This is a genomic window from Porphyromonas canoris (assembly GCF_000765975.1).
Taxonomy (GTDB): Bacteria; Bacteroidota; Bacteroidia; order Bacteroidales; family Porphyromonadaceae; genus Porphyromonas_A; species Porphyromonas_A canoris.
In genome coordinates this window covers 120,980-137,357 of the sequence record NZ_JQZX01000008.1, presented here as the reverse complement: position 1 = coordinate 137,357, position 16,378 = coordinate 120,980, and the positions used below count along the sequence as shown (strand labels likewise).

Sequence of the window (16,378 nt, the reverse complement as noted above, 5' to 3'; positions counted from 1 at the left end):
GTTTGAATAATATGTTTATATTTGCAACTATAATAGTATTTATAAAAATAGGCAGACAAAACAGATGAAACAATTTATTAAAATGGTCTTTGCTTCTTGCTTGGGAGTGATCTTAGCAAGCGTAGTGGCAATGATCCTGTTTTTCTTTGTGGTAGTTTCGGCTATAACAGCCAGCATATCAGCTTTCACAAGCAGAGAAGATACTTCTGTATTTCAAGTTGAAAGTGGAAGTATATTAGAGATAGTTCCGGGAGGAGTTATCTCCGAAAGCAAAGCAGACAATCCTTTTGCAGCATTCTTGCCGGGCAAACGAGATAGTGAGGGGATGCTTACTCTTTCTGAGATAAAGAAGGCAATCCGCTCAGCTGCAGAAGACCAAAATATTGAAGCAATTTATATCGACTTCTCAGGTGTCGGTATGGGTTATGCCACAGCACAAGAGCTTCGTCAAGAGTTGGAGTCTTTCAAGAAAAGTGGCAAAAAGATCTTTACGTATGCAGATATGCTATCGGATAAGAGCTACTATCTTGCCAGCGTTGCGGATAAGATCTATATGAATCCCGAAGGTATGTTGACAATGATGGGATTGAGCCGTCAGGTGATGTTCTATACCGGACCTCTTCAAAAGCTCGGTGTGGAGATGCAAATCTTCAAGGTGGGTACTTTCAAGGGTGCCGTAGAGCCTTTTGTTCTGAAAAAGCTAAGTGAGCCGAACAGATTGCAACTACAAGAATATATAGACGGACTTTGGGACAATGTGGCTGATGCCATAGTTGCTTCTCGTGGTATCAATCGCGATAGCCTTGAAGCATTTGTGAACAGAGGATACGGCATGGGATCTATCCGAAAGGCTGTAGAATATGGTTTGGTGGACTCTCTGATGTACAGCCTTGACGTGGAACCTATGCTGGCGGAGCGTTATACAGGAGAAAGAGACAAAGAACTCTATAATGGTGTAACGGTTTCACAATATCTCCGTTCCAAAAGTGCTCGCCATGTATCTAAAGGGGACGCTATCGGTGTAGTTATTGCTGAAGGAGAGATTCGAGAATCTGCAGGAGAATTTGAAAATACCACCATCATTGATATGGATGTTGCAAAGAAACTGCGAGAATTGGCAGAGGATGACGACATCAAGGCGGTGGTTATGAGAGTAAATTCTCCGGGAGGATCTGCATTCCTTTCCGAACAGATTTGGAAAGAGGTCAATGATCTTAAAGCCAAGAAGCCGGTTGTTGTTTCCATGGGAGATTATGCTGCCTCTGGCGGATATTATATCTCTTGTGCTGCCAACAAGATATTCGCAGATCCTACGACCCTTACCGGAAGTATTGGTATCTTCGGGCAGTTCCCGAACTTCACAGGAGCAGCCAATAAGATTGATTTGACAATGGATGTGGTAAAGACACACGAATTATCAGATCTTGGAAATACACTTCGTCCTATGACAGATAAGGAGAAAGCTGTAATCCAAAATATGGTAGAACGCGGCTACGAGTTGTTCAAGAAGCGTGTGGCAGACGGAAGAGGCATGACCGTTGCTCAGGTCGATAGTGTGGGACAAGGTCGTGTATGGCTGGGACAAAAAGCCATCGAATTGGGACTTGTAGACAAACTGGGTACTTTTGATGATGCCGTGGAAGAGGCTGCTCGTCTGGCTGAAGTGGACAAGTACTACCTCTACTATCCGAAAAGCGATAAAAAAGAGTGGTGGATGAAGCTTGTCGGTGGCTATTCAGATGTGAAAGCCAATCTATTCGACTCGCTTCTCTCTCCGGAAGAGCAAAAGTTCCTGAACGCTATCCGTAAGGCTCAGCGTACGACAGGAATCCTGGCAATGCCGGAAATAGACATTACAGAACAGTAAAATAATCAGAACCCCGAAAGGACTTTTACAGGTGCTTTCGGGGTTGTATATTTAATAAGCCCTTGGATAGGGCTATTTAGGGCAGGGAAGATGACCATACCTAAACGTAATATATTGCTAAAAATCCCCTCCGTATTGTACGGAGTAGGCGTCGCTTTGCGCAATTTTGCGTTTGACAATGGTTGGTTACTTTCCGAAAAGCCACCTGTTCCCACTATCTGCGTAGGAAACATTGCAGTGGGAGGTACGGGAAAAACGCCTCACATAGAGTTTTTGATTCGCCAGCTCTCTCCTTTCTATCGCATAGCCGTTCTCTCCAGAGGTTATGGCAGAAAGAGCAGCACTCCTATGGAAGTTCTTCCGGAGCATACGGTGGATTTAGCCGGAGATGAACCTTTGCAGATCAAACAAAAGTTCCCCAATGTCTATGTCTATGTAGATGGCAGCAGACTCAGGGCTATGGCTCATTTTGAAGCTATGCCCAAAGAGCTGCGTCCGACATTGATCTTAATGGACGATGGCTTTCAGCACAGATATGTCAAGCCTACATATACTATTCTTCTAACCTCATTCCAGAGACCATTTACGCAGGATGATCTTCTTCCGTACGGCAATCTGAGAGAGCCTCAGGAGGCTAAGTATAGAGCAGACGCTGTAATTATCACTCGGACGCCAAGCAGTATAAAGCCGATACAGATGAAACTGCTGGAAGGAGAGATGGAGCTACAAGCACATCAATCTCTATACTTCAGTTCCATGCGTATGATGCCTCCAAGGAGGATACTTACTGATGAACAGATAGGTTCTTCTTCTCATACCATTCCTCCTCCCAATAGAGGGTCGGAGGTAATTCTCGTGGCAGGTATTGCCAATCCGAACATTTTCTTTCTTCGCCAAAAGGGAGAAGGTTATGTAGAAAAGATGAGATTTGCATTCCCGGATCATCATAACTTTCAGAAGAAAGAGGTCGAATCTATCATCGAACAGCTAAGAAAACATTCGAATGCCTATCTGCTTACAACGGAAAAAGATTCGGTAAGACTCTATCCGCACCTGCTATCAGTAGCTTCGGAAATACAAGCCCGATGTTATTGCGTTCCTATGGAGATTGCGATGGCTTCAGATGCTCAAGCTAAATTGCTGACTGAGATCCGCAATGTTTTGGCACTGGAAAATAAAAGAGAAAAAAAGCATGAGAAGTAACCATTACTGCATTATTCTTGCCGGTGGAGTAGGAAGCAGATTCTGGCCACTGAGCAAAGCGTCTCAACCGAAGCAGTTCATAGATGTGTTGGGAACAGGCAAGAGTTTCATACGCATGACATTTGACAGACTTTCTCCACTCTTCCCTACAGAGAACTTTTACGTTATGACCGGAGAAGCCTATCGGGAAGATGTCTTGGCAGAACTGCCCATGCTAAAAGCTCATCAGGTTCTCACGGAACCGGAAAGACGCAATACCGCTCCATGTATAGCCTATGCGGCATATAAGCTGAAGCAAAAGGATCCGGATGCTCTGTTATTAGTTACTCCTTCAGATCATTACATTGCAGACGAAGGACGCTTCCGTGATTGCATTTCAAAACAACTCGAAGATGCCGAAAGAGAGGATGCTCTGTTTACTATCGGCATCCGTCCTACCTACCCTGCCATAGGCTATGGTTATATAGAAGTGGAGCGAAGCTTCATGAGACTGAATCGTTCCCAGCCGGTGCTTCAATTCAAAGAAAAGCCATCGCTACCCGTTGCTGTGGATATGTTGGCTAAGGGCAACTATCTCTGGAATTCCGGGATGTTTATATGGAAAGCCTCGGTTCTCTCCTCTGCTTTAGAGACTCACTTGCCCGAAGTATCATCTCTGTTTGCCTCTATCTCTTCCTATAATACTCATCAGGAGAGTGCAGATGTGCGCCTTGCTTTTCTCCGTTCGCCTTCGGTCTCTATTGATTATGGGCTTATAGAAAAGGCTCATAATGTAAAAGTTGCACCTTCCGATTTTGGATGGAGCGATCTTGGAACATGGGAAAGCCTTTATCATCAGTTGGATAAAGATGATGCAGAGAATGCTGTCTCCGCACCGAAAGCCAAGGAGGTAGATCTGCGGGAGTGCCGAAATTTGCTCGTCAAGTCCTCTTCTCCCAACAAACGCCTTGTATTATATGGCATAGAAGATATGCTGGTTGTCGATACCCCTGAAACTCTCTTCATCTCTCGTCGTGGAGACGAGGCTGCGATGCACGAGATTATAAAAGAAAAGCAGGAGAAGTAGTCCGATAATCTACTCCCTCAACACCCTCAAAAAGATATTCATAATCCACGCTCTATCCTCTTCCGAGCTTATTGTCTCGAATGGGATGGACGATAGCACGATGTGATAAGGAGACTTCGTGGTTATCCCCAAGGGTGTCCCATCATGGGTGGCAATAAACATCCTCACATCTTTTTGGTTATAGGGCCAGAGAGCATCTACCTTATCTATATAGTAATGGTTCGGATTTGGGAAAGAGTGCACCTGTACACTGTAATAGTTTCCTGCTTCTTTCGGATTGGTCAAGTCTCGGATCATCATCTGTCCGTTTACGGGAACAGTCTGCACTGAATCGGGAGATGCAAGATTAAGAACCGTGTTAAGGAAATTCCTATCGTAGCTGTCAGGTAGAGAGTGAACAGGTGTGGAGAGATCCGATACAAGGTGAGCGGCTGTCAGTATCAATCGTCCGCCACCCATCAGATAAGACTCTACGGCAAACTGCAAATCCGGACTCATGCTTTTATACTTCATCTTTCCATAAGAGGGAGTACCTATCACCGTACTGCGTTGCTTGCCCAAAACAAGATCCACCACCGCATATCTCTTGAGCATTTCCGGCTCTTTCTCTACACGACTGACCGATGAAGAGAAGAACGAACAACCCGAAGCCATCAAAGCCTTACCGTGAGTATAGGGGTAGTCGAAGCTATTTCCGGCAACATGATCCACGGCGGATATATCTTTCAGATAGGGCACGCCGGAGTCATACTCTCCGAAGAGAGAGGGTGCACTCACCCTGTCAAAGCCGTTTACCACAAGTACATCGCCATGTGTCTGAATGCTTATACCGGCAGACACTATCTCGGAAGGGAAGCTCTCTCCTCCGTCATTCACTCCTGTAATCTTGAATGAATATATGCTGTTCTTCTCCACAGGGAGAAACAGAATAGAGTCGGCAACAATCAATCCGTTATCAAATCCGCCATTATTCTTCCTCGTATAGACCATATAATGGTGAGGAGAGGCAGAGGGCTCCAATGGATCGTGTCGAGGCGACCATGTCAGCACTACCGAATCTTGCCCCCAAGGCTCTACTGCGACACCGGTAGGCGGAAGAGGTTGCACCACATACTTCTGACCAAACTCGTAAGACAAAAACTTCAGGATACCTTTATATATGGCTCTCGAATAGGTGAAGCGAAAATCGGGATCAAGACCGTACTGCATATCTGCACGATTTTGATGAGAGATCATTTCGAGAAGCAACGAAGGAGCGTGTTGCCATGTTGCTTCCGAGTAGTTTTTATCCCACATTCCTCTCCGTACCCAATCTTTCCGATACGTACGCCTCAAATCCTCCATGATGGTTGTCTGCACAATATCGGTAAGATCTCTTGCGGCACTGCGAGATATACCATTAGGATAACGCCCCTCCTCGTGCTGGCTGTTGTATATCCCAAGTACTCCGAAAGTCTCCTCTCCATCCCTCACACCGGCATCCGAGTGCAGAGCAAAAGAGAGGTCGATAGGGATGTTCAATCCACCCAAATAAGAAGTGGTGGGAAGCCCACCCATCAGATAGTTTACCCACTGTCCGCGAGAACGATAGTCATCCACATAATCATTGGAGCTCTTGCTTCCATTGTATATACTATCGGGAACACCTGCCCACTGCATCCAGTATCTCGCACTCTCCGCATACCTCGGCATTCCGCTTACAGAGTAGGTAGCGGGAATTGTACGCTTTCTTCTTCCACGTCCTACCACCTGTGGGTATCCACGCTCTACGTGTCCCATGCCCCCACCTATCTTTACCGCATCTGCCGTTACTATCTTTCCTGCCGTTGCGCTTTCGTTGGTAAGGGTTATAAAGTTTTGGTCTACGCCCTCTTTTTCAGGCTTAAAAAGAAATGTTCCGAGATAGATCCATGTTCCTCCTCCCATTGTTTGGTTCACCACAAAAGTAGATACCCCTCCGGCATGATATACGGAATAGTGAGCATCTTCTACACTGTTGGGGAGCGACTTATAGCTGACATAAACAGCATATTCTGCCTCTTTTGTGATCTCCGGTATCCATGTGGCACGGCTCAGTTCTCCTTTTGTTCTACTCTCTATCTGTCTGTAACTGCCTTGAGAAAAAGGGTTCTCGTTATCTCTCAATCTGGCAGAGGTATAAGCAAAACCGCTCTCCTTACCCTCTTCCCACTTTACACGAGCATTTCGTTCGGCATAGACACCTTTCGTCAGTACCGAAGCATCGTTATCTATGATATACTCCTCCCTGTTCAGATCCCTTTCTCGTGGCAGGAGTACCACTGCTCCGGCTTTCTCCAGCATGGGTACCACATAAGGAACGATATAGCTTTGTGTGAACAGATCTTCCGTTGTGCCGAAGACCAAAGGGCGTTGCCACTTCCATTCGTTCTTTTGTGTATCGAAGTATCTACCGTGACTCTGCCACACCGCAATATGTCTGCCTTGCAGACCGGCTGTTATGGCGTATGGCGTACCTGTTTTTCGGACCAACGGATACTCCGTCTTTCTTACCGCCTTTTCGCCCCACTTCTGTCGGGATGAGCGGTAGTGCTTTCCTTTATACGCTTCCGGGATAAGATCCTCTATATTCTGTCCGTCTACCCTGATGGCTATCTTGTACTCCTGCATCCCTTCGGGAAGAAGAGACGAAGCGTAGGCATATATATCTTTTACCATCTCTTCCCGGTAAGGGACATTGAGACCATTCGTATTGAGATTCAAGATAACCATAGAGCCTCCTACGGAAGCCGACTTCACCTCTACCCGTCCGGTAGAAACATTACTAAAGGATGGATGCAGCTCTATATATTGTCCCAGAGGGGTGTACCACTGTTCTTTTCTGATGCTTCTCTGTCCCCATACAGACCCTGTACAGACAAGACAGATAAAGAGAATAAACCAAAATCTTTTTGTACCTATCATGAAAGCAAATATAAGAGAAATATCAGAGGTTATCCCTACATTTGTGCTTAGGTAAAAAAGTTTATAGATTTTTATTCCCCCATGGTCAGACTCCTGCACAGTCGCTTTATGGAATGCGCCGGTATCTCTACGGACAGCAGGCATATTGCGCCCGATTCGCTCTTCGTAGCACTCAAAGGCGAACACTTCGACGGCAACACCTTTGCCCTCCAAGCCTTGGCATCCGGAGCCGCATACGCTCTTGTGAGCGATGAGGCTCTGCAACACAATCCCCGATGTATCTGCGTGCCCGATACGCTGCGTGCGTTGCAGGAGCTTGCACACTATCATCGCAGGTTGTTCGATATACCTGTGGTGGGCATCACGGGTACTAATGGCAAAACCACCACTAAGGAACTGACCCTTGCCGTACTCCGTTCAAAGTACAATGTTCTCGCTACGGAAGGCAACCTCAATAACCATATCGGTGTGCCTCTGACACTTCTCAAGCTCAACCCCCGGCACGAAGTTGCAATCATCGAAATGGGTGCAAGCAAAAAAGGAGACATAGAAGAGCTGGTGAATATAGCCGAGCCTACCATCGGGCTGGTAACCAATATCGGAGCGGCTCATCTCGAAGGCTTCGGCTCTCTACAAGGTGTATTGGAGACCAAAAGCGAGCTTCCTCACTTTCTTCTCTCTCGTTCGGATGGCAGAGGAAGCTACATCCTCAATCTGGACGATGCGCTTCTCTCCGACAAGTGGAAAGGGCAAGAGACTTTCTCTTATACCACCCACAGTACAAGCCGGGCGAGACTTTTCGGAGAGCTTCTCCCATCCGATGATCCTTACCTCTCGGCTAAAATCTCTTTCGATGCGCAAACATACCATCTGAAAAGCTCGCTTGTCGGAGGCTATAACCTGCCCAACGCACTGGCGGCACTCTCTTTGGGGCATCTTCTCGGTGTCTCTCTTGAAGAGGGAATCAAGGCTATCGAAGCCTATACCCCCACCAATAAGCGGTCTCAACTCCTCTCTCTGCCGCAGCATACACTCATATTGGACGCTTACAACGCCAATCTCTCCAGCATGAAAGCGGCTCTCTCCAATCTGGAGCTACTCTCTCGTGCGGAGAAGAACGTGTCTGCCATACTTGGCGATATGCTCGAAATGGGAGAAGAGACTGCCCACGTCCATACAGAAGTACTCGAAACGGCTCTATCCATACCACGCTTGTCTCCTCTCTATCTCGTAGGGGATGCTTTTGCCGAGGTATGGCACCGGTTGGCTTGCAGCCATACGGACTCTTCCGTCTATCTCTTCCCGACAAGTGCCGACCTCCTCTCCTCCCTTCGTTTTGGGGAGATACCTCTTCCGCCTGCCGGCTCTACCATCCTCATCAAAGGGTCTCGCGGCATGGCATTAGAACAGGTTTTACCTGTTTTTGAAGCAGAAATACGGTAAGATTATCCTATTTCCGTTTTAAGAAATACTCTTTTGGGGCTGTGTCAAAATTCATTTTTGCACAGCCCTTTTGGGTTGCATCAGAACGCATAAAATACGAGGAGCAAAGAATGAAACCGGAAGAAACACACTCCTTATATGCAACCGAAGCCGAATATCTCAAGTAGCATCGCAGTTTGCGCACTTTCACCCTCCCTCTTTTCTTCTTGCCGCTCTTTGCTGCTCCCTTTCCTCCTCCTGTGCAGCCTCTATTCTTTTCGATTTCATGCGCACTCATGCGAAAAATAGCCATTTTTAGTGATTGCAGGCATTTCGGAAAGTAAATACCTTTGCGCTGTTAAAATGGAGATCTATTGTAGGCTCTCCACACTTATTACAGGTCGTTTTCTTGTCGTTTATGTATGCACGTTGAGTGTTTTGTGAAGAAAACGCCTCCTTTTATCTCTTGTTTCCGAGAGGATTAGAATAACTTTAATGACAAAATAATATGATACAAAACAGACTTACAGATGTTCCCGAAACCATGCTGATAACGCTGTGGGCTAAGGCGGAAGAGGCAAAACGGGCGGATGCTCTGCTCTATGACGAAAAGGCAGTAGAGATCATTCAGAAAATAGAGTACGACTTCTCGAAGTTCAGCAAAGGGAAGTTTTCCCAAGCAGGCTGTTGCATCAGAGCAAGCCTCATAGACAGAGAGGCGAAGGAGTTCTTTGCCAAACATCCGGATGCCGTTGTGGTGCAGCTGGGAGCAGGTATAGATGCCAGATATGAACGGTTGGGCTGTCCGGCGATAACACACTGGTACGATCTGGATCTGGAAGAAGCCATCAATCTGAGACGTCAGCTGCTATCCGAAAGCGAGAGAAACAGCTACATTGCCTCTTCCATGTTTCACTACGACTGGGCAGACAGGGTGAACTCTCACGGCAAACCGGTTCTTATCATCTTGGAAGGCGTTCTGATGTACTTTACTCCCGAAGAGGTTCGAGGCTTTTTCGATGAGATCTGCAAGCGTTTCAGCAACGCCACCGTTCTGTTCGACATGCTCGCATTCTCATTGGTCGGCAACTCCAAACGGCACGACACGCTCCGCAACTTCGGAAAAAACGTGGAGTTTAACTGGTCTCTGCTCGCAACAAAAGAGATGGAAACATGGCATCCCAAGATTAAGCTCGAAAAAGAGTACTATATGAGCCAACATGACAACGGCAGGATTCCGTTCATCTTCCGAATGCTCTACAAGATCCCATACTTTTTCCGCCGTTTCAATCAGCGCATTGTCAAGCTCCGGATCGGCTGATAAACAATATCCTATCCGGTAACAATCTTATAACACAACATAAAAACAGAACAGATGCAGTACATCATCATTACATTTATCATCTTTTTTGCACTACGACTTGTCTCTCTATCTTTCTCCATCCGTAACGAAAAACTCCTGCTGAAAAAAGGAGGAGTGCAGCACGGAAAGCTCAACTCCCTCCTGCTCACACTGGCTCACATTGCCTACTATTTCTCTGCACTCTATGAAGCGTACACTACCGGCGTGGTGTTCAACACCATTTCGATAGCCGGTGTAGCCGTTATGGCATTTGCTTACGGCATGCTCTTCTATGTCATCTACAAGCTCAAAGATATTTGGACGGTAAAGCTCTATATCGTTCCCAATCAGCGTATCGAAAAGAGTTTCCTCTTCAGAACGGTGCGCCATCCCAACTATTTCCTGAACATCATGCCCGAACTGGTCGGGGTGGCACTGCTCTGCAACGCCTGGATGACGCTTGCGATAGGCTTTCCGCTCTACTTCTGTCTCCTTGTTGTCCGCATCAGACAAGAGGAGAGAGCCATGAAAGAGCTGTGGTGTGCATAGCTTGCAGATGGATCCGGAGCGAAAAACCGAACCGTCGGAGCTGTTCCCGGTTCGCTTTTTTGTAAGTCGTCTTGTCGGTCGGAAGTTTTGAAAGTTTCTTTCCGCCGAAATCAGAGATTTTTCTTGACTCTTGAAGGTGTCCTGAAATCCTCTTTTAAGAGGTTTCGGGGCACCTCATTTTTATATATTCCATACCGAAAAATGCTCACTTTTTTTCGGCTCTCTATTTTGATCGGAGGGGTCGTTTTCAGAACACGACCGAACTGTTAAATTCAGGCTGTTTTATTAACACAAATTCCGATACCCGTTCATCCAAAACGCTAAACGAGCATATTCTTTCGGCTTAACGTGTTTAATTTTTCAATGAACACGTTTACCGATTTCATTGAACACGTTTACCGGATTCGATTAACGTGTTTAGCCAAAAACATTAAAACACTAAGAATCAACAATCTACGTATTTTTACCCCAAAATGTGCCTGAAAAGGCAAATTTCTTTATTAGGAAACGTTTACAGAGACAGGTGTTAAAATTTACAGCTATTAACGCGAAAAAGCCCTATGAAACGGACTGAGAAAAAATTTTTTCCAAATTCGCGATTTTCTGTATCTGATTAGATATTAGAGAATTAAGTTCATTTATCTATTTTATTCCCTAAAAGTAGGAGTACGAGATTCGATTTTTGGAGAGCTTCTCCGCACTCCATTTTTATATAAAAGTGCACACCAGGAAAAGCGAATAATTCGGAGCAAAAACGATGCTCTTTCCGTTTGCTCAATAGAGGTAGGGGTGTTATCTTTGTTTCACTGAAACTAAATCCAAACATCCATGAATGAAATACGTTTGTTCCTGAACGAGATTATCTCCAAGCTCAATATCATCCCCACAGATACGGCAGATGGAGGGACGGGAAGCATTCTGCGCCCTCTGCTGATCATCGGTGTCATACTCCTCTTTACCGTTTTGGTGGAGCTGCTTCTGCGTATAGTCTTTGTCCGACTCCTTCCAAAAATACTGGACAGACTCTCTGCTTTGGAAGACCTGAGGGTAGAAAGCCGTAAACTTCTCTCGAAGATCACACGCATCTGCTCGGTTTCGATCTTCTCCAATCTGCTGTCGCTCCCCTTTCCGATGGAGGACAATATGTTCAGAAATCTGCTCGAAATAGTTTGTAGCATATACATAGCGATACTCATCATCCAGATCTTCCACATCGCTCTCGATGCTATAAGGAGCGGAATGCTCTCTTCGGAGAAGTACCGCAATACGCCGTTCGTGAACCTGTTCCAGGTTTTTAAGATCATCGTGTACTGTATCGGTGTCCTCTACATCGTCTCTCTCATCTTCAACATAGACATGAAGACGGTCTTCGGAAGCTTGGCTGCCCTCTCTGCCGTACTGCTTCTGGTCTTCAAAGATACGCTTATGGGCTTTGTGGCAAGCATACAGCTATCGAGCAATGATATGATTCGCGTGGGCGACTGGATCACATCCCCAAAACACAATGTAGATGGAGACGTGGTGGAGATCTCGTTGGCAACGGTGAAGATCAAAGGCTTCGACAATACGATGTACACCATTCCGCCTTATGCGTTGGTAGCGGATCCGGTGATCAATTGGCGTGCTATGCAAGACACCGGAGCACGTAGATGTATGAGAAGTGTATATGTGGATATGAAGACGATAAGGTATGCGGATGACGAACTGATCTCCCGTCTTCAAAACACTGCTGCGCTTGGAGAGTATATCTCTAAGGTTACGGATGAAATTCGTGAGCAGAATGCACAAGTAAGCGAGAACGATCCGCTAAGTATGCGTCGCCTGACAAACGTTGGTCTGTTCAGAAGATATATTGTGGAGTATCTCAAACACAATGATAAGATAAACCAAAATTACACGCTGATGGTGCGCCAGAGAGATCCGGAAGATCGTGGTCTGCCGTTGCAGCTCTACTTCTTTACAAACACGGTGGTGTGGGTAGAGTATGAGGCGATCGTGAGCGATGTCTTCGATCATGTCTTTGCCGTGGTAAAGTATTTCGATCTGGATCTCTTCCAAAACATCAACAGCCTCGACGGTGTACAGATCCCCGACCCTGCGGAACTGCGTACCTACGTTGAGAATATCAGTAAGAAGGGGAAGTAAGAACTCTTGTAAAAGGGCATAAAAAAGGAATCATCTTGGTAAGCTACTGCTTTTCCAAGATGATTCTTTCTTTATAAATGAAGTAAGTTGCTCTTAGTCTATCTTGCGAGAACCGTCGCTGATGACAACGTTGTACACCTTAGGTTCGTAGCCGAATCTCTCTTTGAACATCTTCTTGGCGTTTTCGATAAAGAGTTCGTAAAGCTCTTCCTTCACAAGGTTGATGGTACAGCCGCCGAAGCCACCGCCCATAACACGAGAGCCGGTAACGCCACACTCTTTTGCTATATCGTTCAAGTAGTCCAGCTCTTCGCAGCTCACCTCGTAGAGTTTGCTCATTCCCTCGTGTGTTTCGTACATCTTTTGTCCTACGGTTTCATAGTCGTTGCGTTCGAGAGCATCGCAGACATCAAGTACTCGTTGTACTTCTTCGATGACGTATTCCGCACGCATGTAATCTTCTGAAGATACTTCTCTCTTCACCTCTTCGAGCATCGCCATGGAGGCATCGCGTAGAAACTCTACTTCCGGATGGCGTTTCTGTATCGCCTTCACTACGTTTTCGCAAGACTCTCTACGCTTGTTGTAGGCAGAAGAAGCGAGTTCGTGCTTCACGACAGAGTCCAAAAGGACAAGTCTGTAACCTTGCGGATGGAATGGGAAATATTTATGTTCAAGCGTCTTGCAGTCCAAACGGATCAAGTGATCCTTCTTACCGAATACGCTGGCAAACTGATCCATGATGCCGCACTTCACTCCCACATATTTGTGTTCGGTAGCTTGTCCGATCTTTGCAAGCTCAAACTTATCTATCTTACCGCCTCCGAACATTTCGTTGAGCGCATAAGCGTAAGTGCTTTCAAGGGCAGCGGAAGAAGACATACCTGCTCCGAGAGGAACATCACCCGCAAAAGCGGTATTGAATCCCTTTACTTCCACACCGCGTTCGATGAGTTCACGGCAGACACCATAGATATATTTCGCCCATGATGTACGTGGAGCATCATCCGGTCCGAGCCCGAACTCGATATAGTCTTTAAGGTCTATCGAGTAGGCGCGCACTTTATCTGTACCGTTTGGCTTTATTTCAGCCATCATGCCTTTATCTATCGCACCGGGGAATACAAAGCCCCCGTTATAGTCTGTATGTTCTCCTATCAAATTTATACGTCCCGGAGAAGCGAACACTTCCCCTGTAGATCCATCGAAGTGCTTGATGAATCTACTTCTTACGAAATCTAATTCCATAGCTTCATATTGTTTATTTATATTGTAAAAGGGTTACGCACCCTTGTCGCGTTTAAGTACCTTATAGCCTACAAGTGCATAGTAGAGAAGATAGATCTCACCGGCTATCACGAGGAGCCATGTCCAGTCCCAGCCGCCAATCTTATCTGCCAACACACCTTGTACGAACGGCAATACCGCTCCACCTACTACCCCCATCATGAGAGCGCCCGAACCTTTAGAGGTATAGCGTCCGAGACCTTCGACAGCCAAGGAGAAGATGGCGGGCCACATGATTGAGTGGAAAAGACCGGCACCTACAAGCAACCAAGGGTTCTTGGTCATCATCGTAGCGACGATGAACAGCGTGGCACCTATGGAGGTTACCATGAGCTGAGTATTGGCTTTCACCTTGCTGAGGAAGCTGCCAAGCAGACGACCCACAAGCATACCGAACCAGTAGAGAGAAGCCATCTTGCCTGCGGTTTTAAGGTCAAAGCCGAGGTCGGTAGCGTAGAGATTGATGTTTGAACCTGCTGCCACTTCCACTCCTACGTATGCAAAGATGGCGATAACACCCAATGTCAAGTGGCGGAAACTCCATACACTCTCTGTAAGAACCTCGCCTGCTTTCTTCTCCGTACTTGCAATAGTAGGGAGGTTAAGGCGTGGCAACACAGCGATGATAGCCACTACCATAAGCATCAGAACAAGGATGGGGATGTAGAGAGAAGTGATGTTGATGTTGAGGACATCCTGATTGGCAAAGATCACAGCGGTAACAAAAAGAGGACCGATGGTGGTCATTGTGGAGTTACCCACACCGGCGATGGTCTGGCGTTGTACTCCGGATGTTCCCTTAACGTCGCACGCCACAATGTACGGATTGATTACGGCTTGAAGGAAAGTAAGTGCAGTACCTGCCACGAACGCTGCAAGCAAGAAGATGTAATAAGCCATCGGCAGTTCGATAGGCCCTGTGTACTTGAAGTTTTCCGTACTTCTTGCTTCGTCCAGAGTGGCTTGAAAGTTTACGATGTCGAATTTATCGAACACATAAGCAGAGATCTCATAAAGACCGAAAGCCGCCACAAGGATGGAGAGACCCAGTATAAGTGTCTTCTTGTAGCCGTTCTTCTCGATGAATCTGCCACTCACAGTACCCATCACAAGATAGGCAAGGAAGAAAGAGAAAACCAACAGAGTGGTAAAAGTATTGGTGTACTCGCCCCCTTTGATCAGGAACGCCGCCTCCATTGGTTTCTGAAGTTGCTGGTTAAGACTCGTGATAAGTCCGACAAGCGACATAAGCACCACCATTATTATAAATGGTACGGTGTAGCTTTGCTTTTGATTTGTAGTCATACTGATTTCTATTATTGTTTTTAGTTATTATCTCTCGACAGAAAAACGGAACTCGCTCTCCGAGTGGAACATCTCGCCCGGACGAAGAAGAGTAGAAGGATACTCCGGACGGTTTGGAGAGTCCGGATAGTGCTGTGTCTCGAAACAGACCGCCGAACGAGCAGGATAACGCTGATCGAACTTCCCTCTGATATTTCCGGTCATCCAGTTTCCGGTGTACACCTGCATAGCCGGTTCGGAAGAGAATACCTCCAATACGATACCGGTTTTGGGCGATGAACAGCGGCAGCAGAGCCCGTACTCTCCTTCCGGTTTATCTATTACGTAGCAGTGGTCATAGCCTCTCGCCCAGATGAGCTGGTCTATCGGTGTATCTATTCTCTCGCCTATGGTATGCGGTGTAGAGAAGTCGAACGGAGTACCGATCACCGATTCCGGCTTGCCGTAAGGGATTGCCGTCTGATCCGTAGGCAGGTAGTGTTTGCCCTGAATGGTAAGGACGTGATCATGGATGGAAGCATCGCCCGCACCGGAAAGGTTGAAGTAGGAGTGGTTTGTGAGGTTCAGTACAGTAGGTGCCGTGGTTGTTGCCTCATAAGTCATGTGCAAAGCTCCTTCGCCGGTCATCTTATAGGTGAGCGTTGTAGTGAGTTCGCCCGGATAGCCTTCCTCTCCATCGGCAGAGACATACTCAAGCACGAGAGTGTCCGGTGTGGCATTCTTTACCGTCCAAACCTTGGCGTTGAACCCTTGAATACCGCCATGAAGCGAGCTGGAAGTCTGGTTGAGCGGTAGCGAAAAGGTCTTGCCGTCTATGGTAAACGATCCGTTGTTGATACGATTGGCATATCTGCCACAGATGCCGCCGAAATACTGCTCTTCGGAGTCTATGAACTCTTGTAGAGAGTCGTGTCCCAAAACGACATCCACACGGTTGCCGTCCTTGTCCGGAACGATCAGTGAAACTACTTTTGCGCCAAAATTGGTAATGTAGGCCTCTACGCCTTTTCCGTTGGATAGGTGATAAAGATCCACCTCTTTTCCCTCATGAGAGGTCTTAAATAAGTTCCTTTGTGGAATATGAATATTGCTCATATCTGTATGTAATATTTATACTCATTCAAAAGTACTATTTTTTGTTGATATTCTTGCTGTAAAAGTTCTAAACAGAGAGACGGGAATAATTTATTTCCACTTACTCCCGAATATTATTCAAAGAATTTCTGTTTTTGCCTGTATTCGGACTGAA

11 protein-coding genes are annotated in these 16,378 nt (G+C 46.4%); 7 read left to right on the top strand and 4 right to left on the bottom strand.

The window, feature by feature from the left end:
* Positions 1–64: 64 nt before the first annotated feature.
* From sppA to HQ29_RS03575, 3 genes are all read left to right on the top strand, one after another.
* Entirely contained in the window at positions 65–1,867 is a 1,803-nt protein-coding gene (gene sppA / locus HQ29_RS03585) for a signal peptide peptidase SppA (protein ID WP_036867597.1), read from the top strand.
* Between the two features lie 90 nt (positions 1,868–1,957).
* Positions 1,958–3,070: a tetraacyldisaccharide 4'-kinase gene (lpxK, locus tag HQ29_RS03580; protein WP_036867595.1), complete on the top strand. Its 1,113-nt coding sequence runs from the start codon at positions 1,958–1,960 to the stop codon at positions 3,068–3,070.
* Positions 3,060–4,136, top strand: coding sequence for a mannose-1-phosphate guanylyltransferase (locus HQ29_RS03575; protein ID WP_036867593.1), 1,077 nt, complete (start codon positions 3,060–3,062; stop codon positions 4,134–4,136). The genes lpxK and HQ29_RS03575 overlap by 11 nt, the downstream gene beginning before the upstream one ends.
* 9 nt (positions 4,137–4,145) lie before the next feature.
* Here the strand turns inward: HQ29_RS03575 and HQ29_RS03570 are convergent, their stop codons facing one another.
* Positions 4,146–7,079, bottom strand: coding sequence for a golvesin C-terminal-like domain-containing protein (locus HQ29_RS03570; protein ID WP_052089767.1), 2,934 nt, complete (start codon positions 7,077–7,079; stop codon positions 4,146–4,148).
* Positions 7,080–7,160: 81 nt separating this feature from the next.
* On the opposite strand from HQ29_RS03570, the gene HQ29_RS03565 reads away from it, so the two are divergent.
* From HQ29_RS03565 to HQ29_RS03540, 4 genes are all read left to right on the top strand, one after another.
* The gene (locus HQ29_RS03565; protein ID WP_036867883.1) at positions 7,161–8,522 is read left to right on the top strand and encodes a UDP-N-acetylmuramoyl-tripeptide--D-alanyl-D-alanine ligase; all 1,362 of its coding nucleotides are present in this window, start codon (positions 7,161–7,163) and stop codon (positions 8,520–8,522) included.
* A 487-nt stretch (positions 8,523–9,009) separates the two neighbouring features.
* On the top strand, positions 9,010–9,822 hold the full coding sequence (locus HQ29_RS03555) for a class I SAM-dependent methyltransferase (RefSeq protein WP_036867590.1): 813 nt from the start codon (positions 9,010–9,012) through the stop codon (positions 9,820–9,822).
* Positions 9,823–9,876: 54 nt separating this feature from the next.
* Positions 9,877–10,392: an isoprenylcysteine carboxyl methyltransferase family protein gene (locus tag HQ29_RS03550; protein WP_036867588.1), complete on the top strand. Its 516-nt coding sequence runs from the start codon at positions 9,877–9,879 to the stop codon at positions 10,390–10,392.
* Between the two features lie 828 nt (positions 10,393–11,220).
* Complete coding sequence (locus HQ29_RS03540; protein WP_052089765.1) at positions 11,221–12,537, top strand: mechanosensitive ion channel family protein; 1,317 nt, start codon at positions 11,221–11,223, stop codon at positions 12,535–12,537.
* Positions 12,538–12,630: 93 nt separating this feature from the next.
* Here HQ29_RS03540 and galK read toward each other — a convergent pair whose 3' ends face one another.
* Genes galK through HQ29_RS03525 form a run of 3 tightly spaced genes read right to left on the bottom strand, consistent with a single transcriptional unit; the run spans position 12,631 to position 16,224 of the window.
* Positions 12,631–13,785, bottom strand: coding sequence for a galactokinase (gene galK, locus HQ29_RS03535; RefSeq protein WP_036867584.1), 1,155 nt, complete (start codon positions 13,783–13,785; stop codon positions 12,631–12,633).
* A gap of 33 nt (positions 13,786–13,818) precedes the next feature.
* Positions 13,819–15,129, bottom strand: coding sequence for an MFS transporter (locus HQ29_RS03530; RefSeq protein ID WP_036867583.1), 1,311 nt, complete (start codon positions 15,127–15,129; stop codon positions 13,819–13,821).
* Positions 15,130–15,156: 27 nt separating this feature from the next.
* A complete protein-coding gene (locus tag HQ29_RS03525; protein WP_036867582.1) occupies positions 15,157–16,224 on the bottom strand; it encodes an aldose epimerase family protein in 1,068 nt (355 codons plus the stop codon).
* Positions 16,225–16,378 lie beyond the last annotated feature (154 nt).